Raw genomic sequence first — 26,218 nt, forward strand, 5'->3', positions numbered from 1 at the left:
AGATGGGCGTAACAATGAATCAGAGTAAGGTGGTGTTTCCACTGGTATTAATTCTGTCATCTATGATGACAACTGGGTGCGTCACCCAAGATACCTATGCCGGGACTGATATTCCTGTCTCTGAACGAAAAGTTGATAAAGTTTCTGCTGCGCGCCAACGTGTGCAGTTAGGGCTAACCTATCTACAAAAGGGCAATAGTGAGCAAGCAAAAGCCAATCTTGATCGCGCCTTGGCTTTTGCGCCTAATTTGGAAGAAGTTCATATTGCTTTTGCCTATTACTACCAGTCTGTGGGTGAATTAGACAAAACAGAGCAAGCGTACAGAGAAGCTATCAACTCCAGTGACGCAACGGGTGATTCTTATAACAACTTCGGGGCATTTTTGTGTCAGCAGGGCAAATATGCTGAATCAGAAAAGATGTTCCTAAAAGCAGTTGAACAACCCCTATACACCCGCTCGGCATCGACCTATGAAAACTTAGGGATTTGTAGCCGAAAAGCTGGGCAGGTCAGTAAAGCGCAAAAGTATTTTGCGATGGCGCTAAAGTACGATCCTAGGAGACGCACCTCATTAATTGAGCTAACAGAGATCGATTATGAGCAGGGGCGATTCGCCGAAGCGAGAGAGCAGCTTTCTCGTTACCATAGAGTTGCGGCAGAGTCTGCAGGCAGTTTGGCACTAGGGATTAAAATTGAGCAAGGTTTGAAAGACGAAGAAGCGGTAAAACGGTTCGGTATCTTACTGCTGGCAAAGTTTCCGCAGTCTGTTCAAGCCAAAGAATATCGGGCTAGCATGCATTAATGAAAAAAGAACATACTCAAGAGCCCAATTTAGACAACGAAAGCCTAGTGGATGAGCCTACGCTCACACTGGGCGTTTTGCTAAAAGCAGCCCGCGAAAGCAAGGGGCTGTCGGTAGAGGCTATCGCATCACAATTGCATTTACGCCCTACCATAGTGCAAGAGATTGAGGCCGATAATTTAACTGAAGTAGGCGCAGCAACATACGTACGTGGCTATGTCAAAAACTATGCCCGTGCTGTCCAAGCTGATCCATTTACCGTACAAGAGTGCTTAGATAAGCAGTTGGCAAATGACGATAAACCGTCGATGCAGAGTTTTTCTCGTAAAACGACTCGACAAGCTCGCGATGGTCGATTGATGGCATTGACCTATCTGATCGTATTCGTGTTGCTAGGGCTCATGGTCTGGTGGTGGTTCCAAAAGTCATCGATGGAGACTGCGGTTGATTACTCTCAACCGACTGCAGAGGAGGTTGCAGCCTCGGCTGAAGCTCCCGATTCGGACGTTCTAGGAGCGCTGTTGATTGAAGGCGCTGACTTAGCGGTTGAGCCGAGTTCAGAGACAACGGATAAAACAGCCCCAGAGATAAACAGTCAACAAGGTTCTGAGTCTTCAGAAGTGCAAATGAGTCAGCCTTCAGAAACGGTTGCGGCAGCGCAAACCGAACAGGCTGAATCAACAACAGATGCAATCACAGCTTCAACGCTTAAGCTAAGCCTCAGTGGTGACTGCTGGATTAAAGTCACCGACGCGACGGGCAAGACTTTAGTTAGCGACCTTAAAAAAGCGGGTAACGAAATTAACTTGAGCGGAGCAGAACCGTTTGCGGTGACCTTAGGCGCTCCACAAGTTGTTACCATAGAGCTAAACGGTATGCCCGTTAGCCTAGAGCAATATCCTCACGGTAAGGTGGCAAAATTGACATTGCCACGCGCAGCACAATAACGGATCACAGAGCACAAAGACGATGTATAACGAATCTCCTATTATCAGACGCAAATCAAGCCGAATCTATGTCGGTGATGTTCCTATTGGTGATGGTGCCCCAATTGCGGTGCAGTCGATGACCAATACTCGCACAACAGATGTTGAGGCGACCGTTGCGCAAATTAAGGCGTTAGAGAATGTGGGTGCCGACATAGTACGTGTTTCTGTACCGACTATGGACGCTGCAGAGGCGTTTAAACTGATTAAACAGCAGACTCGCGTGCCTTTGGTCGCCGATATTCATTTTGACTACCGTATCGCGCTAAAAGTGGCTGAATACGGCGTGGATTGTTTGCGTATTAATCCAGGTAATATCGGTAACGAGCAGCGTATTCGTAGCGTAGTCGAATGCGCTCGTGATAAGAATATCCCAATTCGTATCGGTGTTAATGGTGGTTCATTAGAGAAAGATCTAATGGATAAGTATAAAGAGCCGACACCAGAAGCTCTGCTAGAGTCGGCGATGCGTCACGTGGATATTTTAGACCGTTTAAACTTCGATCAGTTTAAGGTCAGCGTGAAAGCATCAGACGTGTTCTTGGCAGTCGAGTCATACCGTTTACTGGCTAAGCAGATTGTGCAGCCACTTCATCTTGGCATTACTGAGGCGGGCGGTGCGCGTGCAGGTTCAGTGAAATCAGCAGTGGGCTTAGGCATGTTGCTTGCGGATGGTATAGGTGACACCTTACGTATTTCACTGGCGGCTGATCCAGTTGAAGAGATTAAGGTCGGTTTTGATATTCTTAAATCGTTGCGCATTCGTTCTCGCGGCATTAACTTTATCGCTTGCCCATCATGCTCGCGCCAAGAATTTGATGTGATTGCAACCGTAAACGAGCTAGAGCAGCGTCTCGAAGATATCGTTACCCCTATGGATGTATCGATTATTGGTTGTGTGGTCAATGGCCCAGGTGAAGCACTGGTATCCGATATCGGCCTGACGGGCGGTAACCGTATGAGTGGTTATTATGATGATGGTGTACGCCAAAAAGAGCGTTTCGATAACACCAACATCGTCGATTCGCTAGAAGCGAAGATCCGCGCTAAAGCGTCAATCGTTGCTGGTCGAATCCAAGCGAAAGATCTTAGTAAGTAATAACTGAGTCACCGTTAAACCAAGAGGGTTAGGCGGTGATTTTTTAGGTGGCGACACCCTAGTGTACGTTTAGTGTTGAAACGCCTATAATGCGAGGCGTTTTTTAATTTTTATATAGCAAATTTAACGAGTCGAATAGTGGCAAAACAGATCCAAGCGATTCGCGGAATGAACGACATTCTGCCAACACAAAGTCCTTTATGGCAAAAACTAGAAACCGTATTAAGAGAAACTGTGAGTGCATACGGTTATAGCGAAATTCGTACTCCTATCGTTGAAAGTACCGATCTTTTCAAGCGTTCTATCGGTGAAGTGACTGATATCGTAGAAAAAGAGATGTACACCTTCGACGACAGAAATGGTGATAGCTTAACCCTTCGTCCAGAAGGTACAGCCTCAACTGTGCGTGCGGGTAACGAGCATGGTTTGCTATATAACCAAGAACAACGTCTTTGGTATATGGGCCCAATGTTCCGCCACGAACGCCCACAAAAAGGCCGATACCGCCAATTCCACCAGTTTGGTGTTGAAGTCTACGGCATTCCAACTGCCGATATTGATGCAGAAGTATTAATGCTGTCTGCCAAGCTATGGGAAAAGCTGGGTATTACCGAGCATGTGACCCTAGAGCTAAATACCTTAGGTGACGTGGAAGAGCGCGCAGCATACCGAGACGCCTTGATTGCGTTCTTAGAGCAGCATAAAGAGGTGTTGGACGAAGACAGTCAGCGCCGCATGTACACTAATCCATTGCGCGTCCTGGACTCTAAGAATGCCGATGTACAGGCGCTTTTAGCCGATGCGCCAGTGTTAATGGACTACTTTGGTGAAGACACTCGTTCACATTTTTCACATTTATGTGAACTCTTAGAGGCTGTCGGCATCCAATACACAATCAATCCTCGCCTCGTGCGCGGTTTAGATTATTATAATCGCACGGTTTTTGAGTGGGTGACATCGAGCCTTGGTTCGCAAGGTACGGTATTGGCAGGTGGTCGTTACGACGGCCTTGTGGGTCAATTAGGCGGTAAGCCAACACCAGCAGTGGGTTTTGCTATGGGCCTTGAGCGCATCGTATTACTACTGCAAACTCTAGAGCTGGACAAAGATATCGGTCCTGCTGTTGACGTATACGTGACAGCGATGGGAGATAGCAGCCGAGTCGAAGCAATTAAGATTGCACAAGAGCTAAGAGCAAGCTTGCCAACTGCTAAAGTGATGAGCCATTGTGGTGGCGGTAACTTTAAGAAGCAGATGAAGCGAGCTGATAAGAGCGGTGCCACTGTTGCATTGGTGATTGGTGAAGATGAACTTGCCAATAACCAAGTTGCAGTGAAACACCTTCGCGAAGATAAAGCACAAGAATTGGTTGCCCGTGATGCATTGGCGACATATATTGCAGAGCTGATTTAAAAGGGGAAGAGTAAGTGGAAATCTATAGCACAGAAGAGCAACAAGTAGATGCTATCAAACAGTTCTGGAAAGATTACGGCACTTCAGTCGTTGTGGGCGCCGTTGTCGGTTTAGGTGGATTATTTGGTTGGAATTATTATTCTGACCACCAAGTCGCGCAAGCTGAAGCCGCTTCAGAGTCATTTCAAGCCTTAAGCAGTCAAAACACTGCAGACGCAGCTATGTTAGCTGCGGCCGATAACTTTGCTAAAGAGCACGGTCAAAAGGGCTACCAGTCTCTGCTTGAATTGCTAGTCGCTAAGTCAGCGGTTGAAACTGGCGATTTAGATAAAGCACAAGCCACATTAAAGAATGTGATTGCCACCAATGTTGATGACAGCATTGTGCTTATTGCCACCATGCGTCTAGCACGTGTACAGGCTGAGCAAGGCCAATACGCAACAGCGATTGCGACGCTTGAACAAATTACAGATCCAGCCTCCGCGGCGCAAAGAGATGAGCTAAAAGGTGATTTCTTAGTACGCCAAGGTGAAACTCAGAAGGCAAAGATTGCCTATCAAACTGCGGTAGAAAATGGTGGCACTATGACTAGTCCAACATTACAAATGAAGCTTGATAATCTGAATAAGGCATAAGGAATCTGCCCATGAAGTCTTGGTGCAAAACACTACTCGCATGTGGATTAAGTATAGGCATGTTGTCTGCTTGCTCTTCAAATGATGTAGAGGAAGATCCGGTTACACCACTTACCGAGATCCAAGCTAGCGTTTTTCCAGAGGTGACTTGGAGCGCTAACATCGGTGATGGTGTAGGTGATTACTACTCTCGCTTACGTCCAGCGGCTCGCTACGACAAACTCTTTGTTGCTGACCGCTATGGTAAGGTTGAAGCGTTTAACGAAGCGACCGGTGAGCGTGTTTGGCAAAATGATTTTAGCTCGGCATTTAGAGATAATGCGCTTGCTAAGAACAAGGGCGCACGTTTAGCAGGCGGTGTAACGGCTGCACGTAACAAGGTATTTGTGGGTGGAGAAAGTGGCCTATTAGCCGCTTTCGATGAAGCGACAGGTGAAGCTGTTTGGCATGTTATTGCCGGCGGTGAACTGTTATCGGCACCGACCGTTGGGGAAGATGTGGTTGTTGTTAACACTGGTGCGGGTACGTTAGAAGCGTTTGACGTGGAAGACGGAACTCAACAGTGGGTATATGAAAACCAACTACCGACCCTAACTCTACGTGGTACAGGTTCTGCTTCATACGAAGCTGGCGGCTTCTTTGTTGGTACTGCCGATGGTAAAATTGCTGTCGTGATTAAAAACAATGGTCAGGCGGCATGGGAGCAAGCTATCTACACGCCTAAGGGAGGCAATGAGTTCTCTCGCATGGCCGATGTGGATATGAAGCCATTACTAGTGGGCGAAAACCTATACGCCGTGAGCTACAACGGTAACTTAGTGTCTATGGAGATGCGCACTGGTCGTATCGTATGGTCACGCAGTTACTCTAGCTTCAATGAGTTAGCGTATTCGGGGATTAGTCTGTTTGTGGTCGATGATCACAGCCGTATTTACTCTGTTGATAGACGAAATGGTCTAGAGTTATGGAGTAATGCAGAGTTAGTTAACCGTAGTTTAACCGCCCCAGTATCATTTAAAGATTACGTGGTTGTCGGTGATTTTGAGGGTTATTTACACTTCTTAAGCAAGTCTGATGGTCAAATCGTTGGACGTGTACAGGTAGATAGCTCAGGTTTATACAGTCAGCCATTGGTGGTTAATGACAACCTATATGTGCAGACTCGTAATGGAAAAGTGGTTCGAGTCACACTTCCGTAAGCCTAGTCGTTAGAGATGATAAGGCCCCTGGATGTGTATGCCGGGGGCTTTTTAGTTATTAGAAATTGAGTAATAGAGGCAATTAAATGATTCCTGTTGTGGCCCTAGTTGGGCGACCAAACGTTGGTAAGTCGACCCTTTTTAACCGGCTTACCCGTACCAGAGACGCGCTTGTCGCTGACTTTCCTGGGCTAACTCGGGATCGTAAATACGGCCGAGCACATCTTGCAGGTTATGAGTTCATCGTAGTCGATACTGGCGGTATTGATGGCACTGAAGAGGGCATTGAAACTCGCATGGCTGAGCAATCTCTCGCGGCGATTGAAGAAGCAGACGTTGTGCTATTCATGACCGATGCTCGTGCAGGCTTAACCGCTGCCGATCTGGCGATTGCTCAACACCTACGTAGCCGTGAAAAGACGACTTTTGTTGTTGCGAATAAGGTTGACGGTATCGATGCCGACTCGGCTTGTGCAGAGTTCTGGTCGCTAGGGCTGGGCGAAGTTTACCAGATGGCTGCAGCCCAAGGCCGTGGCGTGACCAACATGATCGAATACTCTTTAGCCCCATACGCAGAAGCGATGGGGATCACCAAAAATGAAGACGGTGATGATGACGAAGAGGAGCGCGAGTACACAGAAGAGGAAGCGGAAGCAGAGCAAAAACGTCTGCAAGACCTGCCAATCAAACTTGCTATTATCGGTAAGCCTAATGTCGGTAAGTCGACGCTAACTAACCGCATTTTAGGTGAAGAGCGCGTTGTGGTTTATGACGAGCCAGGTACTACTCGTGACAGTATTTATATCCCAATGGAGCGTCAAGGCCGTGAATACGTATTGATTGACACTGCGGGTGTACGTCGTCGTAGCAAGGTGCACGAAACTGTTGAGAAGTTCTCTGTTATTAAGACTCTTAAAGCGGTTGAAGACAGTAATGTGGTATTGCTGGTGATCGATGCCCGTGAAGGTATTGCTGAACAAGACTTAGGTCTATTAGGTTTCGTGTTAAACGCGGGCCGAGCATTGGTTATCGCCGTCAACAAGTGGGACGGTATCGACCAAGACGTTAAAGACCGAGTGAAGAGCGAGCTTGATCGTCGTTTAGGCTTTATCGATTTCGCCCGTATTCACTTTATCTCAGCTTTGCACGGTACAGGTGTGGGTCATCTGTTTGAGTCAATCGAAGAAGCTTATGACAGTGCAACGCGCCGCGTGAGCACTTCTATGCTGACTCGTATCATGCAGATGTCACAAGACGATCACCAACCACCATTGGTTAACGGTCGCCGCGTTAAGCTTAAGTATGCTCACGCTGGTGGTTACAATCCACCCATCGTGGTTGTACACGGTAACCAGGTTAAGAAGCTTCCAGATTCTTACAAGCGTTATATGATGAACTACTTCCGTCGTTCATTGAAGGTGATTGGTACCCCAATCCAGCTACGCTTCCAAGAGGGGGGCAACCCGTTCGAGGGCATGAACACCAAGAAACTGACTGTGAGCCAAGAGCGTCGCCGTAAGCGTATGGTTGGTCATATTCGCGATAAGAATAAGTAACAGTTTACTGTTCGCGATGGGCTTAATGCCCGTGAGTAAAATAGTAAAGCAACATTAAAAAAGGAACCTCAGGGTTCCTTTTTTGTTTTCAGCTTGTGGTGTTTTTAGATTGAGATAAGGTCATTAAACTAAAAGCATATAACCTCTACCAAAGTTGAGGTTATACCCTGTTGTAGGTTAGTCGTAAAATATCACTTCTTACTTTGTTCAATCACATCTATCAGTCGTTGCCTCAATGGCTCGCTGATTGGAAACGTAAAGCTGGCACCTTGCATTATTTCTACAGGCTCAATAACCTGATCTTCTTTGTAGGCTACAACATAGTCATTGTCGCTAACCATTTTTTGATAATGTTTTATTGCGTTAATGGCACCTTTTTGATCTTGGTGTTTGTAGACGAATTCAGAGGTGTGAGTTAACACATATTCAGTGTCTCTTTGTTGTTGAAAATGTCTATCTGTACGACTGACAAAGCCTCGCATGCCACCGGTTTCAATATAAGAGTTGCTGGTACCTTGAATTCGGTTGACGCCAATACCGTCGGGGGTGGTTATTTGATGGCCGCTCCAGAAGTTAATTTGTCTATTTTTCAAATCGATTCGAATGTCGTCTAACTCTATATGCTTATACATATCGTTATTGGTAGTGCGAGTATTGTAGCGATACTGCACAATTAAGCTTTCAAAAGGGCTATCTCCACCTGAATGGTGACAAGTAATACTGACAATATCAGGTAGAGGCTGGCATAAACGATTTACCAGCTCAGGTTTAAAACCATGCTTTGTTGCTGCTGCGGTAAATGTGTCAGAGATGACGACTTTGCTCTCTGGTGTTGCATAGGCGTTGAGGTTTAATGCTGCCAAAACTAGGCCAAGTGACAATTTTATGGTTTTGCTCATATTTATTTGCACGTAATTTATCTTATCTTTTGCTTGATGGCTTTTGTGATTTTGCTGTTTATTTTCCCATAGGAGAGATAAAAATTCAGTGAATCATGTCACTGCAAAAAAACTATAAGCCTATGTAAATGTTAGATTTGCATGGTGGTGTTGTGGCATTTTGCTTCGTTTACGTAATTGGCATTAATATTTCTGTCATTTCGATGGGAGTAGGTGCTTTCTGCGGAGTGAAGTATGTTTTTACTCTAAACAGACTAGCTTTTCGAAAAGTGACTCATTACGTCTATCAGTCGTGACTTCTGTTTAGGGGAAACCCACGGCAAATTGAACAGATAACAAGTGGACTCCGCCAGTGTTATTTGATGTAGATTTCTCTGCGAGTTAATTAGCAGTTCAAAGCAGGCGGACTCTAAAGTTTGTTTAGATACGTCATTAGCACCAGAACTGCTTATTTTAGGTTTATCTGAATCATCTTCAAACTTCCAATAGCACTGTTCATCTAGATTTATTAGCAGTTGCTGGAAAGTCGCTACAGGCATTTGGTCTTCTACTCGTATAATAGATGCTAAAGCAATGAGGTTATGGCCCCAAAATCCAGGCTGTTGCAGCGCGTTCTTTAGTACTAATCGAGCGTTAATACTGACAGGCTTGTGGTAGTCATGTGCGACTGGATATGATTGGTGGTTATTGCCATAAAATGTGGCTGTGACGAACTCACAGAAGCGTTCAATAAATCGCAGTTTTTGCTTTTCTGTTTTTATTAATGACCAAGCCTGCTTAAAAGCTATCAGTACTGAAATATTATGGCTTAGATACTCATTTTTCTCAGTGCATTGTTCGAAGTAATAGGCAAAAATTTCACTCGTATCGCTTTGGTTAAACCAGTCTTGCATGGTGAAGTAGGCGTAGGGATAGATAGCATGGGCTAAAATCCAATGCCTTCTTCGCTCTACAGGCTTAAAAGGCATGGAGCCGGCTTGGAGAATGGCTAGATTAAAAGTGGGTTCTTCTAGCTCTACTAACCTTTCTACCTTTAACCAGTCGTTAGCAGGCCAATCATATTGAGTCTTCAATGATTTTATAGCAAGGTAGCATTTTAGCGCGTGCTGTTGGTGTATAGCAGCAATTCTTGTCAGTACTTCATCCATGTTTGTCTATTCCTTTTAAGCTACTTTTTCACCATTGGCGCTAGGTTAGCCTAAATCTTGCAGTCGTTTAGCGCAATGTCTTTAGTGACTAATTCACATGCCACAAAAAGAAGTAATTAACTTTAACCCAATAATTGTTATCTACTTTTATCTTTGGGCCATACTTTAGGCAATGCCAAATTAGGCTTCAAATCACGATGTTCTAAATGAAAGCTCCAACTATCCAGTGTAGATACGGGCGTGACTGTCCATGTTCAGGTTCGTAGCACAAAGCTTCGCTCTACTCACCGTGTCAAGGAAGTGTTTACACTTAAGGTCGTTCCTTCACATCCATGTGATCACGACATTCGGACATCCTGTCCTGCACCCGTGGCAAGCGAAGCTTGAACCCATAGTGAAACTATTGTCATTAACAATAGAAGTGAACTACCCCAGCTCAACCACAGTAGAGGTCACGCTGCCGTCGCGTAGGCGCGTGGTTAGTGTATCGCCAACACAGGTATCTGATGGAGACTGCACCACTTTACCATCCCCCGTTAAGGTAATGCTGTAACCACGGCTTAAGGTAGCTAGCGGGCTAACGGTTTCTAATTGTTGTGCACGGTGAGCAAGGCGCTGCTCACTCATCTTTAATTTATCATCCATTGCATCGTTAAGTTTGGCACTTAAGTAGTTCAAACGTTGAGCCTCAAGCGTTAGCCTATGTTGTGGCGATTGATTCGCCAAGCGGTTACTTAAGTTTTGCTGTTTTAAGGTATAAGCATGTAACTTGGTTTGCATCGCTTGCTGCAGGCGAAGTTGCATCTCATCGAAGCTTTGCTCATACATCTGCAGGCGGCGTTGTGGATCTTGCTTTTGTAGGCGGTGCTCCACGGTTTGCACTTGGTTTTGCTTCTTTAATTGATAATGCTGCCAAGCCTGCTTTAAGCGTGATAATTGAGATAATAGCTTTTGCGCCTTATTATCGGCATCTTTCGATAATAGCTCGGCACCTGCCGAAGGGGTTGGGGCGCGAAGATCTGCCACATAATCACTGATGGTCATATCCACCTCATGGCCAACCGCAGACACCACAGGAATACCACTGTTATAGATGGTGTGGGCGAGCCCTTCATCGTTAAAGCTCCACAGATCCTCTAACGAACCACCGCCACGAGTCACCAGTAGCACATCGACTTCGCTGCGAGTGTTGGCAAGGTTGATGGCATCGCAAATGCTTTTTGCTGCATCAGTGCCTTGCACCGGAGTTGGGTAGATGATGACTTCTATTGAGGAGTCACGGCGAGCGAGTACATGTAAAATATCGCGAATGGCTGCACCGGTTGGCGAGGTGACCACACCGATTTTTTGGATATTAGCGGGAAGCGGGCGCTTGGTGTCGGTGGCAAATAGCCCCTCGGCGGCGAGCTTCATCTTTAGTGCTTCATATTGCTGGGCGAGTAGACCGTCACCTGCGGGCAACATCGACTCGATGATTAATTGATAATCACCGCGAGGCTCATAAACACTGATGTTACCTTTAACTAAAACCTGTTGGCCGTTCGCGGGTCGAAAGGTCACCGCCTGATTGCGGCCTTTAAACATGGCGCAGCGAATTTGTGAGAAATTATCTTTGAGGGTTAAGTACCAATGGCCAGAACCTGGCGCTGCAAAGTTTGAAATTTCAGCGTTTAGCCAAATTCGGCCAAGCTGACCCTCTAAAAGTTGTCTAACTTCGCCATTGAGGCGTGAGACGGTATAAACATCGTTTTTTGGGGTTTTCATAATTTTTTTACACACAAATGCGAATTAGTGTCTATTTTCCATTTACCAACCCAGATATGCAAGGTATAATCTCGCCGCAATATTTCACCTCTAATTCCTAATCTCTTGGGGAGATGTTGCATGTTAAGATTGAAAAAAGAAGCGTTAACTTTTGATGATGTGTTGCTGGTTCCAGCGCACTCCACCGTCCTCCCAAATACAGCTGTTTTAAAAACACGCCTGACGAATAAGATTGAGTTGAATACTCCGATCGTTTCTGCTGCTATGGATACCGTTACCGAAGCTCGCTTGGCAATTGCTATTGCTCAAGAAGGCGGCCTTGGTTTTATCCATAAAAACATGACGATTGAGCAACAAGCTGAAGAAGTTCGTAAAGTAAAAATTTACGAAGCGGGCATCGTTCAGCAGCCAGTCACTGTGACTCCAACAACTACACTAGCCGACGTTAAAGTATTAACCGAGAAAAATGGTTTCGCAGGTTATCCTGTAGTTAACGAAGCTAACGAACTTGTGGGTATCATTACTGGCCGCGACGTACGTTTTATCACCGATTGGTCACGTACGGTTGATCAAGTGATGACGCCAAAAGAGCGCCTAGTGACAGTACTTGAAGGTACTAAACTGGATGAAGTTCAAAAGCTAATGCACTCTCACCGTGTTGAGAAAGTGCTGGTTGTTGACGACAACTTCAAGCTTAAAGGCCTGATCACAGTAAAAGATTTCCAAAAAGCAGAGCGTAAGCCAAATGCATGTAAAGACGAATTAGGTCGTCTACGTGTAGGTGCAGCGGTTGGTGCGGGTCCTGGTAACGAAGAGCGTGTTGACGCACTGGTTCTTGCTGGTGTTGACGTACTGCTAATCGACTCATCACACGGTCACTCAGAAGGCGTTTTACAACGTATTCGTGATACTCGTGCTAAGTACCCAGACTTACAAATTGTTGGTGGTAACGTTGCAACGGCTGAAGGCGCAATTGCGCTAGTTGAAGCGGGCGTTAACGCAGTTAAAGTGGGTATTGGCCCTGGTTCAATCTGTACGACTCGTATCGTAACGGGTGTTGGTGTACCGCAAATTACAGCAGTATCTGACGCCGCGGCAGCAGTTAAACATCTAGATATTCCAGTTATCGCTGACGGTGGTATCCGTTTCTCTGGTGATCTTGCTAAGGCATTGGCTGCGGGTGCATCGTGCATCATGGCTGGTTCTATGTTTGCGGGTACCGATGAAGCGCCAGGTGAAACTGAGCTTTATAACGGCCGTGCTTATAAGTCATACCGTGGTATGGGCTCACTAGGTGCGATGACACAGACTCAAGGTTCTTCTGACCGTTACTTCCAAAGCGATAACGCAGCAGACAAGCTAGTACCTGAAGGTATCGAAGGTCGCGTGGCTTACAAGGGTAAGCTAAAAGAGATCATTCACCAGCATATGGGCGGTCTACGTTCATGCATGGGGCTAACAGGTTGTGCAACGATTAAAGAGCTAAACGAGAAAGCGGAATTTGTGAAGATCACTGCTGCGGGCATGGGCGAATCTCATGTTCACGATGTGACTATCAGCAAAGAAGCGCCGAACTATAGCACTCGTTCTTAATTCGTATTTTAGATATTAAAGGCGACAGATAAAGTCGCCTTTAAATTAAGCCAAGCAGAAGGTTCGCAGAGTACTCACTGTTTGGTTAGTTCACAATGAAGAAAAAATAGAGATAAGGTACCCCATGAGCAACATTCATGAGCATAAGATCCTCATTTTAGATTTTGGATCGCAATACACTCAACTGATCGCCCGTCGTATTCGTGAAATCGGTGTGTATTGTGAACTTTGGGCTTGGGATGTTTCTGAAGAGCAAATTCGTGAATTTGCTCCAAACGGCATTATCTTAGCCGGTGGCCCTGAGAGTGTTACCGCTGAGAACTCACCACGCGCTCCAGAATATGTGTTTAACGCTGGCGTACCTGTACTGGGTATTTGCTACGGCATGCAGACCATGTCTGAGCAGCTTGGTGGTAAAGTTATTCAAGGTGTAGGCGAAGGTGAATTTGGTTATGCGCAAGTTGAGCTACAAGCTGAATCAGCCCTATTCAAAGCGATTGAAGACGCAGTAAGTGAAACTGGCAAGCCACTGCTTGACGTATGGATGAGCCACGGTGACAAGGTTTCTGAAATCCCAGAAGGTTTCGTAGCAGTCGCTAAAACTGAAACCTGTCCATTCGCTGCTATGGCTAATGAAGACAAGCAGTTCTACGGTGTTCAGTTCCACCCTGAAGTAACGCATACCCGCCAAGGTAAGCGTATGCTTGAGCACTTCGCATTAGAAATTTGTGCTTGTGAAGCTAACTGGAAGCCTGCATCAATTATCGAAGATGCGGTTGAGCGTATTAAAGAGCAGGTCGGTGATGACGAAGTTATCTTAGGTCTATCAGGTGGCGTTGACTCATCAGTAGTGGCCATGCTGTTACACCGTGCGATTGGCGATAAGCTAACCTGTGTATTCGTTGATAACGGTCTACTTCGTCTAAATGAAGCTAAGCAAGTGATGGAGATGTTTGGTGATCACTTCGGTTTGAACATCGTTCATGTTGATGCTGAAAACCGTTTCCTAGATGCAATGGCTGGCGAAGCAGAGCCTGAAGCTAAGCGTAAGATCATCGGCCGCGTATTTGTTGAGATCTTCGATGAAGAATCTAAGAAGTGCGTTAACGCTAAATGGCTTGCTCAAGGCACAATCTACCCAGACGTTATCGAGTCTGCAGGTAGCGCAACAGGTAAGGCACACTGCATTAAGTCACACCATAACGTTGGCGGTTTGCCAGATGATATGGAGATGGGTCTAGTTGAACCATTACGCGAACTGTTTAAAGATGAAGTACGTAAGATTGGCCTAGAGTTAGGCTTACCATACGACATGCTTTACCGTCACCCGTTCCCAGGACCTGGTCTTGGTGTACGTGTTCTTGGCGAAGTGAAGAAAGAATACTGTGATTTGCTACGTTTAGCCGATGCGATTTTCATCGAAGAGCTACGTAAAGCAGACCTTTACAACAAGGTTAGCCAAGCATTTACCGTGTTCCTACCAGTGCGCTCTGTTGGTGTAATGGGCGATGGTCGTAAGTACGACTGGGTTGTATCTCTACGTGCAGTTGAAACTATCGACTTTATGACAGCGCATTGGGCACACCTACCTTATGACTTCCTAGGCCGTGTATCTAACCGTATCATTAACGAAGTAGACGGTATCTCACGCGTGGTTTACGACATTTCAGGTAAGCCACCAGCAACGATTGAATGGGAATAATGGCTTACGCCTAATCCATCAACGTTAAGCTGATACTGAAAATAAAGACGCGTTCATAGCAATATGGGCGCGTTTTTTTATGGATGTAAGTTAGTAGACCAGCGTTCAATCAACTATAAATAATTAAAGGGATTATATCGATTGGTATTAGCATTAAAGGGAGTTTGCCTATGCGCTATAGAGCTGAAGTGGATGGACTAAGAGCCTTAGCCGTTATTCCGGTGATTCTGTTTCATGCCGGATTTAGCCAATTTAGCGGCGGTTTTGTCGGGGTCGATGTGTTTTTTGTCATCAGTGGTTACCTGATCACTAGCATCATCTTGACCGAGCTTGAGCGAGATAAGTTCTGCATTATTAACTTCTACGAGCGCCGAGCAAGACGGATCTTACCGGTTCTCTTCTTCGTGATGCTCGCTTGTATTCCCTTCGCTTGGCTATGGCTAATGCCGCTGGATCTGCAAGACTTCTTTCAAAGTATCGTTGCGGTTTCTACCTTTTCATCAAATATCCTGTTTTGGCTTGAGAGCGACTACTTCGATACCGCAGCCGAGCTTAAGCCGCTCTTGCACACCTGGAGTCTGGCGGTTGAGGAGCAGTACTACATTTTTTTCCCCCTGCTGTTAATGGCGCTTTGGGGAAGAGGCAAGCGGTTGATTCTTGGCGCACTGGCGCTTATTTTTCTGCTGAGTTTATCCTTAGCCCAGTGGGCTGCGTTTAACGCGCCAACGGCGAATTTCTACCTGTTACCCACTCGAGGTTGGGAGTTGTTAATCGGCGTGTTTGCCGCATTCTTGCTAAATCAGCAACAGCCTAAGTGGATGTCGCCATCATTAAACAACGGGCTTAGTACCTTAGGGCTGTTATTGATTGTATTTTCCATTTTCATCTTCGATGCCAGCGTACCGTTTCCAAGTGTTTACGCCCTAGTTCCTACGGTCGGCACGGTACTGATTATTGTATTTGCCCAAGAGGGGAGTTGGGTCCAGCGTTGCCTGAGTTTCAAGCCCTTAGTCGGTGTGGGGCTGATAAGTTACAGCGCCTATTTATGGCATCAGCCAGTCTTTGCATTTGTTAAGTACCGCAGCTTTACCGAGCCTTCAGTCTGGCTGATGCTGTCATTGTGCGCCGTCGTCGTGGGTTTATCTTACCTAAGTTGGCGGTATGTCGAGATCCCCTTTAGAAATAAGCAGGCCTACAGTCGTCGATTTATCTTTAGTAGTGGTGCAGCACTGACAGCTGTATTTGTCGCTGGCGGCATATGGGTTGATAGCAATCAGCTGTATAAATCTAATGATGCCTACCTAGAGTTAATGGTTAAATCTTATCAGCCCGATAATCGCGAGTTAGGCGCCGATAGTTGGCAATATTTACGTACTCTCAGCGGTGATCAAGATTACGGTGTCGATAAGAACCATTTCGATCGGATACAATGGTTCGACATTGAGGACAATAGGCAGAGGTTATTGATTGTTGGCAACTCTCACTCAAAAGATCTATTTAATGTGCTTTCTAGCAGTGAGGCAACTCAATCACAGTTCCAGTTAGCCCGTTTTGGCACTGAGATTGGTCATATTGATGAGTCATTATTTAGTGCGCCAAACTATCGTTTAGCCGATGCAATTATGTTGGCCTCGCAATATAAACAGCAAGATCTTATCCAGCTCGAAGCATTAGTAACCCGCTTATTAGCAGACAATAAAAAGCTTATATTAGTGAAGAATATCTATGAGTTTGAGGAGTTCGGTCAGCGCACCTATGCCGATTTCCTGTTTCACCTGTTGGCACAGGAGCGTGGTGCTAACAATATTTCCAGTTTAGATATCTCAAAGATCAATGAAAAGCACTTCGAGCAGTTTTCCCATCGCGGTTTTAAGCCATTTACTCAAAAGGCGAATCGCACTTTAGCCGCCCTCGCGAGTCGATATCCCGACGTGATGCTACTCGATAGAATGGATTATGTGTGTAATCAGCAGGATAGAGTCTGTTATGCCATAGGTAACGACTATCAAAAATATTTTTATGATTATGGGCATCATACGGTAGCGGGCGCGATGTTCTTTGGTGGACGAGTCGATGAGGTTAAATGGCTAGAGAGTATTTAATGCAACTGGGATTAATGAAAATATCCGATAGATGACTCGTTAGGCTTAAAGCTTGATATAATCGACTGTCGTGCCAACAACCTAGGCGTTTTATCCTGTTGTTAGCAGTATTATGGGTTTTAGATTAAAGAGTAGAGGCATAGATTGTCACAAGAGCAACAAGATCGTCATTTCATGAAGATGGCGATGGATATGGCGACCAAGGCGGAAGAAAAGGGCGAAGTGCCAGTAGGGGCTGTACTGGTTAAAGACGGTGAGGTGATTAGTGCTGGCTTTAATTTTAGTATCGGTTTACATGACCCTAGCGCCCATGCCGAGATGCAGTGTTTGCGTCAGGCAGGACAAATAATGCAGAACTATCGCTTACTCGATACCACGCTTTATGTGACGCTTGAGCCCTGTGCCATGTGTGCTGGTGCCATAGTGCACTCTCGGATTGGCCGTTTGGTTTTTGGTGCTAAAGATGAAAAAACCGGCGCCGCAGGCACGGTGATCGATATTGTGCGACACAGTGCGTTTAATCATCAGGTTGATGTCAGTTCCGGTGTGCTTGAAACTGAGTGTAGCGAGCAGCTTAGCGCTTTTTTCAAACGTAGAAGAAAAGAGATCAAAGCTGCTAAAGCTTTGGCAAAGCAGCAAGCCCTAAATGCTGGCGTTAAAGATTAAAGAGGCTGTCTTCCGATGGCTTAACAAAAACAAAAAATTGTTTCTGTCTATTAAGGACCTTTAGATGACGGGTTTTTAACTGGCAACGACGGCGCGCCGCGACATTATTAATTGTTCTTTTTCTCATATCGACCTCACGTAGACTTATATAAAACCTTTAGCAACTCCCGCAGTGAAAGTCTACGCGCGGGAGATTAATCTTTGATGAATTCCTTAAAAATTATCCCTTAACACATTGTTTGGATGTAAGGCGTTCATTTGTCTAAGGTTGTTCTGGCTGCGAAACCTCGGTCTTTGCTTCTATCGTTTCGGCTGTCTGAAGTGGCTTTTTCTTCAGTTCAAGTAGCATATTCTGGTTATCGATCCACACTAACGTGTCGTAGTAACGGCGAATATTATCTACATAATGTACAGCCTCATTGCCCCGGGCATAGCCATAGCGGGTTTTCTTGTAATACTTGCGCTTTTGCAGTAGCGGCAATACCGACTTTACATCTCGCCAAGCACTGGGATTGAGTCCTTGAGATTGTGCCAGTTTGCGCGCATCTTCAACATGACCTAAGCCAATGTTATAGGAGGCGAGGGCAAACCACATTCGCTGACTCTCTGGGATGGAGGCCGGAAGTCGCTCAAGCATACTGTTAAGGTATTTAGCACCGCCCTTGATGCTTTGGTAAGGATCTAGACGGTTTTTAATACCGACCTGTTTCGCCGTTGGTAGGGTCAGCATCATTAAACCACGCACACCCGTTGGCGAGCGAGCATTCGGGTTCCAATGAGACTCTTGGTATGCGGTTGCTGCGAGTTTACGCCAGTCGATATCACCCGCATATTTCTCGAAGGTGGCCTGATATTTTGGCAGTTTATTATCGATGGCGCGGATAAAGGCGCGGGTATCGACATAATCGAATCGCTCTACGTGGGCAAAGTACTTCTCATTAAGGTGGGCAAGTGTGCCACTACGTTTCTCTATGTGCCAAAATGCCAATAACTCACTCATTAGCTTATCGCTGTTATTGGGTGGTAATAACCAGACAACAGGCTGTTTTTGCTTTAACACTATGCCTTCTCGCAGTTCTGGCATAAAGCGTCTGTTGATATCGAAGCTAGTCGAATCGGCAATGGTGTAGGGAATATCACCGGCAGCAATCATGGTTAATAGCTCTTCGGCGTCTTTATCTTTTTCTTGGTTCCACACCAGATCGGGGTTGGACTTTTGCAGCTCAGTTAAGGTGTCGACAAATGAAGAGTCGGTGGTAACGGTAATTTCGCCTTTAAGGTGATTAATATCTTTAGGTACAGGTGTACCTTGGCGATAGACCAAAATCTGGTTAACACGGTAAAGTGGTGGACCAAGTCTAAACTGCTCTCGTCTAGCGGGGGTATCGGCTAATCCTGCTGCGATAATATCAATTTCTCCCTGACGTAATGCCGTATAGAGATCGCTGATATTGGCGAAAGGCTTCATATTGAGATCAAGCTCTAAGTACTCGGCGAAGCGCTGAGCCATCTCAAAGTCGTAACCTGAGTCCCCTTGGCCTGAGGTAAAGTAAATCTGAGGGCCATATAGTGTGCCGACTCTCAGTTCGGTCGGTTCAGGCGCAGGAGTGGTTTTTTCTTGCTCCACGACAACCTTCTGGCAGCCAGCCAGTAAGGTGATACAACATAGGGCAAGTAAGAGTCTTTTCATCGATTATTTTTTGTTAGCGCTTAACTTAAATTATTAAGAATATAAAGAAATAGCTGTCGATTATACCACAATCTCGATTGCCGCAAAAAAACTGCCTTTTGGATGGAGGGTCTTAGTTTGAGTATGTACCTAAACAGGATTTTTGCTTGGAATTTATTTAGTGTCGTGGCAAAGCGTTTAGGGCGCTTTTTCCTATACAGGAAACACTGTTTTCTACAGCGACTGCTGATGATTTGTGGCAAACATTTCCCTATAATAGCGCCCAGATCTGACCCTGCAATTATAATATATAAGGTGAAAAGACGTGATGGAGATCATCCGCGGAGCCCCTGCACTTTCGGCGTTTAGAGTACAGAAGCTTATGCAAGCTTGTGAATCGGCCGCACTGCCAGTGCGCCAAATCTATGCCGAGTTTATCCATTTAGCCGATTTGAACGAGTCGCTAGATGAAAAAGAAAGTCAACAGCTTGAAAAAATCCTAACCTACGGCCCCGCTATCGAAGCGCACACGCCAGAAGGTCATCTCCACTTCGTTACACCCCGTCCCGGTACCATCTCTCCTTGGTCATCAAAAGCAACAGATATCGCCCACAACTGTGGTCTGAATAAGGTTAAGCGTTTAGAGCGTGGTATTGCCTACTATGTTGTGAGTGATGAGCTAAGCGGCGAACAAACTAAAGCACTGTCGGCACTATTACACGATCGCATGGTTGAAGTGATTTTACCGAGTTTCGATGACGCTGGGGTGCTATTTGCGCGTACAGAGCCTGCGAAATTTAACAGTGTTGATGTATTAGGTAAAGGTCGCGCTGCGCTTGAACAAGCTAACACTCAGTTAGGTTTGGCGTTGGCTGAAGATGAGATTGACTACCTAGTTGAAAACTTCACCCGCTTAGGTCGTAATCCACACGATGTGGAGCTGATGATGTTTGCCCAGGCGAACTCTGAACATTGTCGTCATAAGATTTTCAACGCCGATTGGACTATCGATGGCGAGGTTCAGCCAAAATCACTGTTCAAGATGATTAAGAATACCTTCGAGAAGACCCCTGACAACGTTTTATCTGCTTATAAAGATAATGCCGCGGTCATGACCGGCTCTACAGCCGGCCGCTTCTTCCCGAAACAAGATGGTGTATATGGCTACCACACAGAGCCAATGCATATCTTAATGAAAGTTGAAACCCATAACCATCCGACGGCCATTAGTCCATACCCAGGTGCGGCAACCGGCTCAGGTGGTGAAATTCGTGATGAAGGTGCGACAGGCCGCGGTTCTAAGCCAAAGGCGGGTCTAACAGGCTTTAGCGTATCTAACCTTAAGATCCCAGGCTTTGTTCAGCCATGGGAAGGTGATTACGGCAAACCCGATCGCATCGTAACTGCACTTGATATCATGACCGAAGGGCCATTAGGTGGCGCAGCATTCAACAATGAATTTGGTCGTCCAGCACTACTGGGTTACTTCCGTACCTATGAGCAGGAAGTTAATAGCCACAACGGCGTCGAAGTCCGCGGTTATCACAAGCCAATCATGTTGGCTGGTGGTCTGGGTAATATCCGCGAGGAGCACGTACAAAAAGGTGAAATCACCGTTGGCGCTAAGCTAGTCGTGCTTGGCGGCCCTGCGATGAACATCGGCTTGGGCGGCGGCGCAGCATCATCTATGGCCTCTGGGCAGTCGAGCGAAGACTTAGACTTTGCTTCTGTGCAGCGTGAAAACCCTGAAATGGAGCGCCGTTGCCAAGAGGTTATCGACCGCTGCTGGCAGATGGGTGAAGCTAACCCGATTCAGTTTATTCACGATGTGGGCGCGGGCGGATTATCTAACGCCTTCCCTGAGCTTGTTGACGATGGCAACCGTGGCGGTAAGTTTGAGCTACGTCGAGTGCCGTCTGATGAGCCAGGCATGAGTCCACTAGAGATCTGGTGTAACGAGTCGCAAGAGCGTTATGTGATGTCGATTGCGCCAGAAAACATGGAGCTATTCACCCAGATTTGTCAGCGTGAGCGCGCTCCATTTGCCGTTGTCGGTGTCGCAACAGAAGAGAAAGAACTGGTTTTAAGTGATGAGCACTTTGAAAATCACCCAATCGATCTACCACTAGAAGTATTACTGGGTAAAGCGCCTAAGATGAGCCGCGATGTGGTCAGTGCTAAGGCTAACTCTGCGGCACTGGAACAGTCTGGCATTGAAGTTAAAGAAGCGGCGCATCGTCTACTGCGTTTGCCTACGATTGCCGAGAAGACGTTCCTTATTACCATTGGTGACAGAACCGTAACAGGTCTAGTTAACCGAGACCAAATGGTTGGTCCTTGGCAGGTACCAGTGGCTGATTGTGCGGTAACGGCGTCGAGCTACGATTCTTACACGGGTGAAGCCATGTCTATGGGTGAGCGTACGCCGCTCGCATTACTGGATTTCGGCGCATCGGCACGTATGGCGGTTGCCGAGTCAATCATGAACATCGCCGGTACCGATATTGGTTCATTTAAGCGTATTAAGCTATCTGCAAACTGGATGTCTCCTGCGGGCCATCCTGGTGAAGATGCGGGTCTTTACGAAGCAGTAAAAGCTATCGGTGAAGAGCTATGTCCTGACTTGTCGCTAACCATTCCAGTGGGTAAAGACTCAATGTCAATGAAGACCGCTTGGGAAGAGAACGGCGTACAGAAAACCGTGACCTCGCCAATGTCGCTTGTGATCACCGCATTTGGTGTGGTGCAAGATGTGCGTAACACGGTAACGCCTGAGCTTCGCAGCGATAAAGGCGAAACTGACTTGTTATTGCTTGATCTTGGTCTGGGTAAGAACCGCCTAGGCGGCTCTTGTTTAGCGCAGGTTTACAGTGAGCTCGGCGATATTGCCCCGGATCTGGATAACTCGGCGACCTTGAAAGGTTTCTTTGAAACCATTCAGCCAATGATTGCCGACAAGTCGATTATTGCTTACCACGACAGAAGCGACGGTGGCCTATACACCACATTAGTTGAAATGGCGTTTGCAGGTCATACAGGTTTGAACATCGATCTGAGTGCACTAAGTGGCACTGACATTGAGCGTCTGTTTAACGAAGAGCTTGGTGCGGTGATTCAGGTTCGTCGTCAAGACGCTGCACTGATCAGCGAAAAGTTTGCTGCAGCAGGCGTACCTTGCCACAAGGTCGCAGAGTTGACTGACGCTGATACCATCGCCATCTTTGACGGCGCACGTGAAGTCTTAACCGAAACACGTACTTCACTACGTACGATTTGGGCTGAGACCACTTATCGCATGCAGGCACTACGTGATAACCCCGAGTGTGCAAAAGAAGAGTTCGAGCTTAAGCAGGACACTAACGATCTTGGCCTGACAGTTGACTTGAGTTTTGACCCAAGTGATGACGTGGCCGCGCCTTATATCCTAAAAGGCGCTGCGCCTAAGATGGCTATCTTGCGTGAGCAGGGCGTGAACTCACACATCGAGATGGCAGCGGCATTTGACCGTGCTGGTTTTGAGTCTACGGATGTGCACATGAGCGACATTCTCAGTGGCCGTATTAGCTTAGAAGAGTTCCAAGGCTTAGTGGCTTGTGGTGGTTTCTCATATGGTGACGTACTGGGCGCGGGTGAGGGCTGGGCGAAGTCGATTCTGTTTAATGATCGTGCTCGCGAGCAGTTTAGTCAGTTCTTCGAGCGTAAAGACAGCTTCTCGCTTGGCGTGTGTAACGGTTGTCAGATGCTGTCTAACTTAAAAGACATCATTCCAGGTACCGAGTTGTGGCCACATTTCGTGCGTAACCGCTCTGAGCGCTTCGAAGCACGTTTTAGCCTAGTAGAAGTGCAGAAGAGTCCATCATTGTTCTTCCAAGGCATGGAAGGCTCACGTATGCCTATCGCGGTATCACATGGTGAAGGTCGCGCTGAGTTTGCCACACCTCAGGCATTAGCTGCGGCTGAAGCCTCTGGTACGATTGCACTGCGTTATGTCGATGGTAATGGACAGATCGCGACTCAGTACCCGCAGAACCCTAACGGTTCGCCTAATGCGATTACGGCACTGAGTTCAACTGATGGTCGAGTTACGATTATGATGCCGCATCCTGAGCGTGTATTTAGAACGGTTGCTAACTCATGGCATCCTGAATCTTGGGGTGAGGATAGCCCTTGGATGAGAATGTTCCGTAACGTGAGAAAGTCGGTTGGCTAATTAGCTAAACGCTTAATTACTCACAAAAGCTTCACTAAAAAGCCCCTAAATTGTAGGGGCTTTTTTTTGCTTTAAATTTAGTATCGCTAAAACTATTAAGAAACAATAGATTAATCTTTATTTAGTGCTACATGTAATACTAAATAAAAAGCTTTTGACCGTGATGTTTAGAGTTTATTGAGAACACAGTGTTATTACTAATTTTAATGCAGGAGTGACGAATGTGGTTTTAAAAAGGTGTAGTTATAAAAAAGCCCTCCTTATTACTAAGGAGGGCCGCTTTGCGCTAACAAAACTTCAAGATAAATCTTGCATTAGAAACTATATTTACAGCTCTCTAGATGTATAAAGTTCAACGAAAACACGCTGATAGCTAACAACTAGACGCTCGAATAATTTTGTCATAATGGTATCTCCACAAAGATTGATGATTTAAGCGGAGTGAGTCTTTACCGGGCTACTTCACCGGGTTAGCCAGACCATCTCCTTAACTTGGTGCACATTTTAGGCGAATGTTAGTTTTTCATCAAACGAGAAAAATTGTATTTTGACATTATTAAATCTAATCCGATAAAACATTTTCAACCTTCGTTTCTGAAGATGATTTTTCATAAGTTGTTGTAAGCTATGTTTTTATGGTTTTTTTGTATTTTGAAGTAGATTAGTTTGCACTATGAATACTGTTGCTAAAGTTGTTAACAATTGGGCTTTTGCCAACTTTATACTGATATTTTTATTTAACAGCTTAAAAAAGTGCTTTTGTCTAAAAAAACAGCTCTCCTATCATAGGTGTATTGTGTTGTCAATCGCGCGATATATGGAACTGTGTGCTGCCCCCCAAAACCCATTGAAACCGAATGGATTGATTGATTTGAATCAATTTTGAATGTTATAAAATCCCGGTGGACAGCTCTGTTTCTTATTGCAAGTGACTGATATTAACTAATTTGTTTGTTTTTTATCTGCATATTTGAGACAGGTGTCGCAGAAGTCTATTGAAACGTGAGGGCAAGCGGTTTTTTGCTAGGGTTTTAGGCTTTAAATTACAAAATTTATGAATTAAACAATGAAACGCGGTTTAGTCGACTTTTTGTTAATAAAATTCGACTATATTTACTGCATTATTATTCCTATATAGGCAATCACTCTCGTTGATGGGGATCTAACGATAGTGATTTGACGCACCACCTAAGGAGTCACAAATGATTTTAGAAGAGGTTGTTGAGCTGTCGCGTTTTCAGTTTGCGATGACGGCCATGTATCACTTCCTATTTGTTCCCTTGACCTTGGGGTTAGCATTCTTGCTAGCCATTATGGAATCACTCTATGTGATGACCAATAAGCAGATCTATAAAGATATGACCAAGTTCTGGGGTAAGTTATTCGGTATCAACTTTGCACTTGGCGTTGCAACAGGTTTGGCGATGGAGTTCCAGTTCGGAACAAACTGGTCATACTATTCGCATTACGTAGGTGACATCTTTGGTGCTCCACTCGCTATTGAAGGCCTAATGGCATTCTTCTTAGAATCTACCTTAGTGGGTATGTTCTTCTTCGGTTGGGACCGTTTCAGCAAGCGCCAGCATTTAGCGGTGACTTGGTTAGTTGCGATTGGTTCTAACATGTCAGCATTGTGGATCCTAGTGGCGAACGGTTGGATGCAAAACCCAGTGGGTAGTGTATTTAACTACGAAACCATGCGTATGGAGATGACAAGCTTCGCAGACGTACTATTTAACCCAGTGGCTCAGGTGAAGTTCGTTCACACTGTGGCATCGGGTTATGTAGCCGGTGCGATGTTCGTTCTTGCTATCAGTTCTTACTATATCCTTAAGAAGCGTGACTTACCGTTCGCTCGTCGCTCATTCGCGATCGCGGCAAGCTTTGGTATGGCATCGATTCTGTCTGTAATCGTTCTTGGTGACGAATCAGGCTATAAGGTAGGTGAAGTACAGCGCGTTAAGCTAGCGGCAATTGAAGCTGAATGGCACACAGAGCCAGCTCCAGCGGCATTTACTGCAGTCGGTTTCCCTAATCAAGAAACACAAGAAACAGACTTTGCGGTGAAAATTCCTTATGCAATGGGGATTATTGCGACTCGTTCACTCGATGAGCAAGTTACCGGTATTAAAGATCTGATTGATGAGCACGAAGTGCGTATTCGTAACGGTATGGTGGCTTACGGTTTACTTGAAAAGCTGCGTGCGGGTGAAGAAACACCTGAAATTCGCGCGGCATTTGAAGAAGCGAAAGTTGACCTAGGTTACGGCCTACTGCTTAAGCGTTATACCGATAAAGTGGTTGATGCAACAGATGAGCAGATCAAAGCGGCAGCTAATGATTCTATTCCAAACGTAGCGCCGATGTTCTGGACCTTCCGTGTGATGGTTGGTACGGGCATGATCATGTTATTCGTGTTTGCAGCAGCTTTCTGGCAGAGCACGCGTCATCAAATCGACGAGAAACCATGGGTTCTTAAAGCGGCACTTTATAGCTTACCACTACCGTGGATTGCCATTGAATGTGGTTGGTTCGTTGCTGAGTATGGTCGCCAGCCTTGGACAATTTCAGAAGTGTTACCGACATTCATGTCAGCCTCTAGCCTATCGGTTGGCGACTTAATGTTCAGTATCGTTTCTATCACGCTGTTCTATACCATCTTGCTAGTGATTGAACTTTATCTAATGATTAAGTTTGCACGTATTGGCCCAAGCTGTCTAAAAACGGGTCGTTATCACTTTGAAAAGCTTGATGCCTAAACAGGAGATCTGATT

17 protein-coding genes are annotated in these 26,218 nt (G+C 45.9%); 13 read left to right on the forward strand and 4 right to left on the reverse strand.

What is annotated here, in order from left to right:
- The first annotated feature begins 14 nt into the window (after positions 1–14).
- The 7 genes from pilW to der all read left to right on the forward strand — a co-directional run bounded on the left by pilW (position 15) and on the right by der (position 7,691).
- Positions 15–803, forward strand: coding sequence for a type IV pilus biogenesis/stability protein PilW (gene pilW / locus L1D44_RS04965; protein WP_239889075.1), 789 nt, complete (start codon positions 15–17; stop codon positions 801–803).
- Positions 803–1,750: a RodZ domain-containing protein gene (locus tag L1D44_RS04970; protein ID WP_239889076.1), complete on the forward strand. Its 948-nt coding sequence runs from the start codon at positions 803–805 to the stop codon at positions 1,748–1,750. Before pilW ends, L1D44_RS04970 begins: the two co-directional genes overlap by 1 nt.
- 22 nt (positions 1,751–1,772) lie before the next feature.
- The gene (gene ispG / locus L1D44_RS04975) at positions 1,773–2,888 is read left to right on the forward strand and encodes a flavodoxin-dependent (E)-4-hydroxy-3-methylbut-2-enyl-diphosphate synthase (protein WP_220767162.1); all 1,116 of its coding nucleotides are present in this window, start codon (positions 1,773–1,775) and stop codon (positions 2,886–2,888) included.
- A 138-nt stretch (positions 2,889–3,026) separates the two neighbouring features.
- Positions 3,027–4,301, forward strand: a complete 1,275-nt coding sequence (gene hisS, locus L1D44_RS04980) for a histidine--tRNA ligase (RefSeq protein WP_220767161.1) — start codon at positions 3,027–3,029, stop codon at positions 4,299–4,301.
- 14 nt (positions 4,302–4,315) lie between these two features.
- Positions 4,316–4,936, forward strand: a complete 621-nt coding sequence (locus L1D44_RS04985) for a tetratricopeptide repeat protein (protein ID WP_220767160.1) — start codon at positions 4,316–4,318, stop codon at positions 4,934–4,936.
- 11 nt (positions 4,937–4,947) lie between these two features.
- Positions 4,948–6,135 (forward strand): outer membrane protein assembly factor BamB, encoded by a 1,188-nt coding sequence (gene bamB, locus L1D44_RS04990; protein ID WP_220767159.1) that lies wholly within the window; start codon positions 4,948–4,950, stop codon positions 6,133–6,135.
- An 86-nt stretch (positions 6,136–6,221) separates the two neighbouring features.
- The gene (der, locus tag L1D44_RS04995; RefSeq protein WP_220767158.1) at positions 6,222–7,691 is read left to right on the forward strand and encodes a ribosome biogenesis GTPase Der; all 1,470 of its coding nucleotides are present in this window, start codon (positions 6,222–6,224) and stop codon (positions 7,689–7,691) included.
- A gap of 191 nt (positions 7,692–7,882) precedes the next feature.
- Here der and L1D44_RS05000 read toward each other — a convergent pair whose 3' ends face one another.
- The 3 genes from L1D44_RS05000 to xseA all read right to left on the reverse strand — a co-directional run bounded on the left by L1D44_RS05000 (position 7,883) and on the right by xseA (position 11,502).
- On the reverse strand, positions 7,883–8,590 hold the full coding sequence (locus L1D44_RS05000) for a hypothetical protein (RefSeq protein WP_239889077.1): 708 nt from the start codon (positions 8,588–8,590) through the stop codon (positions 7,883–7,885).
- 254 nt (positions 8,591–8,844) lie between these two features.
- Positions 8,845–9,738: a hypothetical protein gene (locus tag L1D44_RS05005; RefSeq protein ID WP_239889078.1), complete on the reverse strand. Its 894-nt coding sequence runs from the start codon at positions 9,736–9,738 to the stop codon at positions 8,845–8,847.
- Positions 9,739–10,164: 426 nt separating this feature from the next.
- Positions 10,165–11,502 carry an exodeoxyribonuclease VII large subunit gene (xseA, locus tag L1D44_RS05010; protein WP_239889079.1) on the reverse strand — a complete coding sequence of 446 codons (1,338 nt, stop codon included), beginning with the start codon at positions 11,500–11,502 and terminating at the stop codon, positions 10,165–10,167.
- Between the two features lie 120 nt (positions 11,503–11,622).
- Between xseA and guaB the strand changes: the two genes are divergently transcribed.
- From guaB to tadA, 4 genes are all read left to right on the forward strand, one after another.
- Positions 11,623–13,095 (forward strand): IMP dehydrogenase, encoded by a 1,473-nt coding sequence (gene guaB / locus L1D44_RS05015; protein WP_220767155.1) that lies wholly within the window; start codon positions 11,623–11,625, stop codon positions 13,093–13,095.
- Positions 13,096–13,219: 124 nt separating this feature from the next.
- Positions 13,220–14,797 carry a glutamine-hydrolyzing GMP synthase gene (gene guaA / locus L1D44_RS05020; protein ID WP_220767154.1) on the forward strand — a complete coding sequence of 526 codons (1,578 nt, stop codon included), beginning with the start codon at positions 13,220–13,222 and terminating at the stop codon, positions 14,795–14,797.
- Between the two features lie 170 nt (positions 14,798–14,967).
- Entirely contained in the window at positions 14,968–16,899 is a 1,932-nt protein-coding gene (locus L1D44_RS05025) for an acyltransferase family protein (protein ID WP_239889080.1), read from the forward strand.
- A gap of 144 nt (positions 16,900–17,043) precedes the next feature.
- Entirely contained in the window at positions 17,044–17,565 is a 522-nt protein-coding gene (gene tadA, locus L1D44_RS05030; RefSeq protein WP_275660396.1) for a tRNA adenosine(34) deaminase TadA, read from the forward strand.
- Positions 17,566–17,827: 262 nt separating this feature from the next.
- On the opposite strand, the gene mltF is transcribed toward tadA, so the two are convergent.
- On the reverse strand, positions 17,828–19,255 hold the full coding sequence (mltF, locus tag L1D44_RS05035; protein ID WP_239889081.1) for a membrane-bound lytic murein transglycosylase MltF: 1,428 nt from the start codon (positions 19,253–19,255) through the stop codon (positions 17,828–17,830).
- Between the two features lie 307 nt (positions 19,256–19,562).
- Here mltF and purL point away from each other — a divergent pair, with 307 nt between their 5' ends.
- Positions 19,563–23,444, forward strand: a complete 3,882-nt coding sequence (gene purL, locus L1D44_RS05040; RefSeq protein ID WP_239889159.1) for a phosphoribosylformylglycinamidine synthase — start codon at positions 19,563–19,565, stop codon at positions 23,442–23,444.
- Between the two features lie 1,202 nt (positions 23,445–24,646).
- Positions 24,647–26,203: a cytochrome ubiquinol oxidase subunit I gene (locus tag L1D44_RS05045; RefSeq protein WP_239889082.1), complete on the forward strand. Its 1,557-nt coding sequence runs from the start codon at positions 24,647–24,649 to the stop codon at positions 26,201–26,203.
- The last annotated feature ends 15 nt before the right edge of the window (positions 26,204–26,218 follow it).

It is taken from the genome of Shewanella sp. Isolate13 (assembly GCF_022398325.1).
Taxonomy (GTDB): domain Bacteria; phylum Pseudomonadota; class Gammaproteobacteria; order Enterobacterales; family Shewanellaceae; genus Shewanella.

Bases quoted from the DNA above. Each gene is read 5' to 3' on its own strand.
- guaA (WP_220767154.1), top strand. From the start codon at position 13,220: ATGAGCAACATTCATGAGCATAAGATCCTCATTTTAGATTTTGGATCG.
- bamB (WP_220767159.1), top strand. From the start codon at position 4,948: ATGAAGTCTTGGTGCAAAACACTACTCGCATGTGGATTAAGTATAGGC.
- purL (WP_239889159.1), top strand. From the start codon at position 19,563: ATGGAGATCATCCGCGGAGCCCCTGCACTTTCGGCGTTTAGAGTACAG.
- L1D44_RS04970 (WP_239889076.1), top strand. From the start codon at position 803: ATGAAAAAAGAACATACTCAAGAGCCCAATTTAGACAACGAAAGCCTA.
- mltF (WP_239889081.1), bottom strand. From the start codon at position 19,255: ATGAAAAGACTCTTACTTGCCCTATGTTGTATCACCTTACTGGCTGGC.
- xseA (WP_239889079.1), bottom strand. From the start codon at position 11,502: ATGAAAACCCCAAAAAACGATGTTTATACCGTCTCACGCCTCAATGGC.
- L1D44_RS05045 (WP_239889082.1), top strand. From the start codon at position 24,647: ATGATTTTAGAAGAGGTTGTTGAGCTGTCGCGTTTTCAGTTTGCGATG.
- guaB (WP_220767155.1), top strand. From the start codon at position 11,623: ATGTTAAGATTGAAAAAAGAAGCGTTAACTTTTGATGATGTGTTGCTG.
- pilW (WP_239889075.1), top strand. From the start codon at position 15: ATGAATCAGAGTAAGGTGGTGTTTCCACTGGTATTAATTCTGTCATCT.
- der (WP_220767158.1), top strand. From the start codon at position 6,222: ATGATTCCTGTTGTGGCCCTAGTTGGGCGACCAAACGTTGGTAAGTCG.
- L1D44_RS05005 (WP_239889078.1), bottom strand. From the start codon at position 9,738: ATGGATGAAGTACTGACAAGAATTGCTGCTATACACCAACAGCACGCG.
- L1D44_RS05000 (WP_239889077.1), bottom strand. From the start codon at position 8,590: ATGAGCAAAACCATAAAATTGTCACTTGGCCTAGTTTTGGCAGCATTA.
- L1D44_RS05025 (WP_239889080.1), top strand. From the start codon at position 14,968: ATGCGCTATAGAGCTGAAGTGGATGGACTAAGAGCCTTAGCCGTTATT.
- ispG (WP_220767162.1), top strand. From the start codon at position 1,773: ATGTATAACGAATCTCCTATTATCAGACGCAAATCAAGCCGAATCTAT.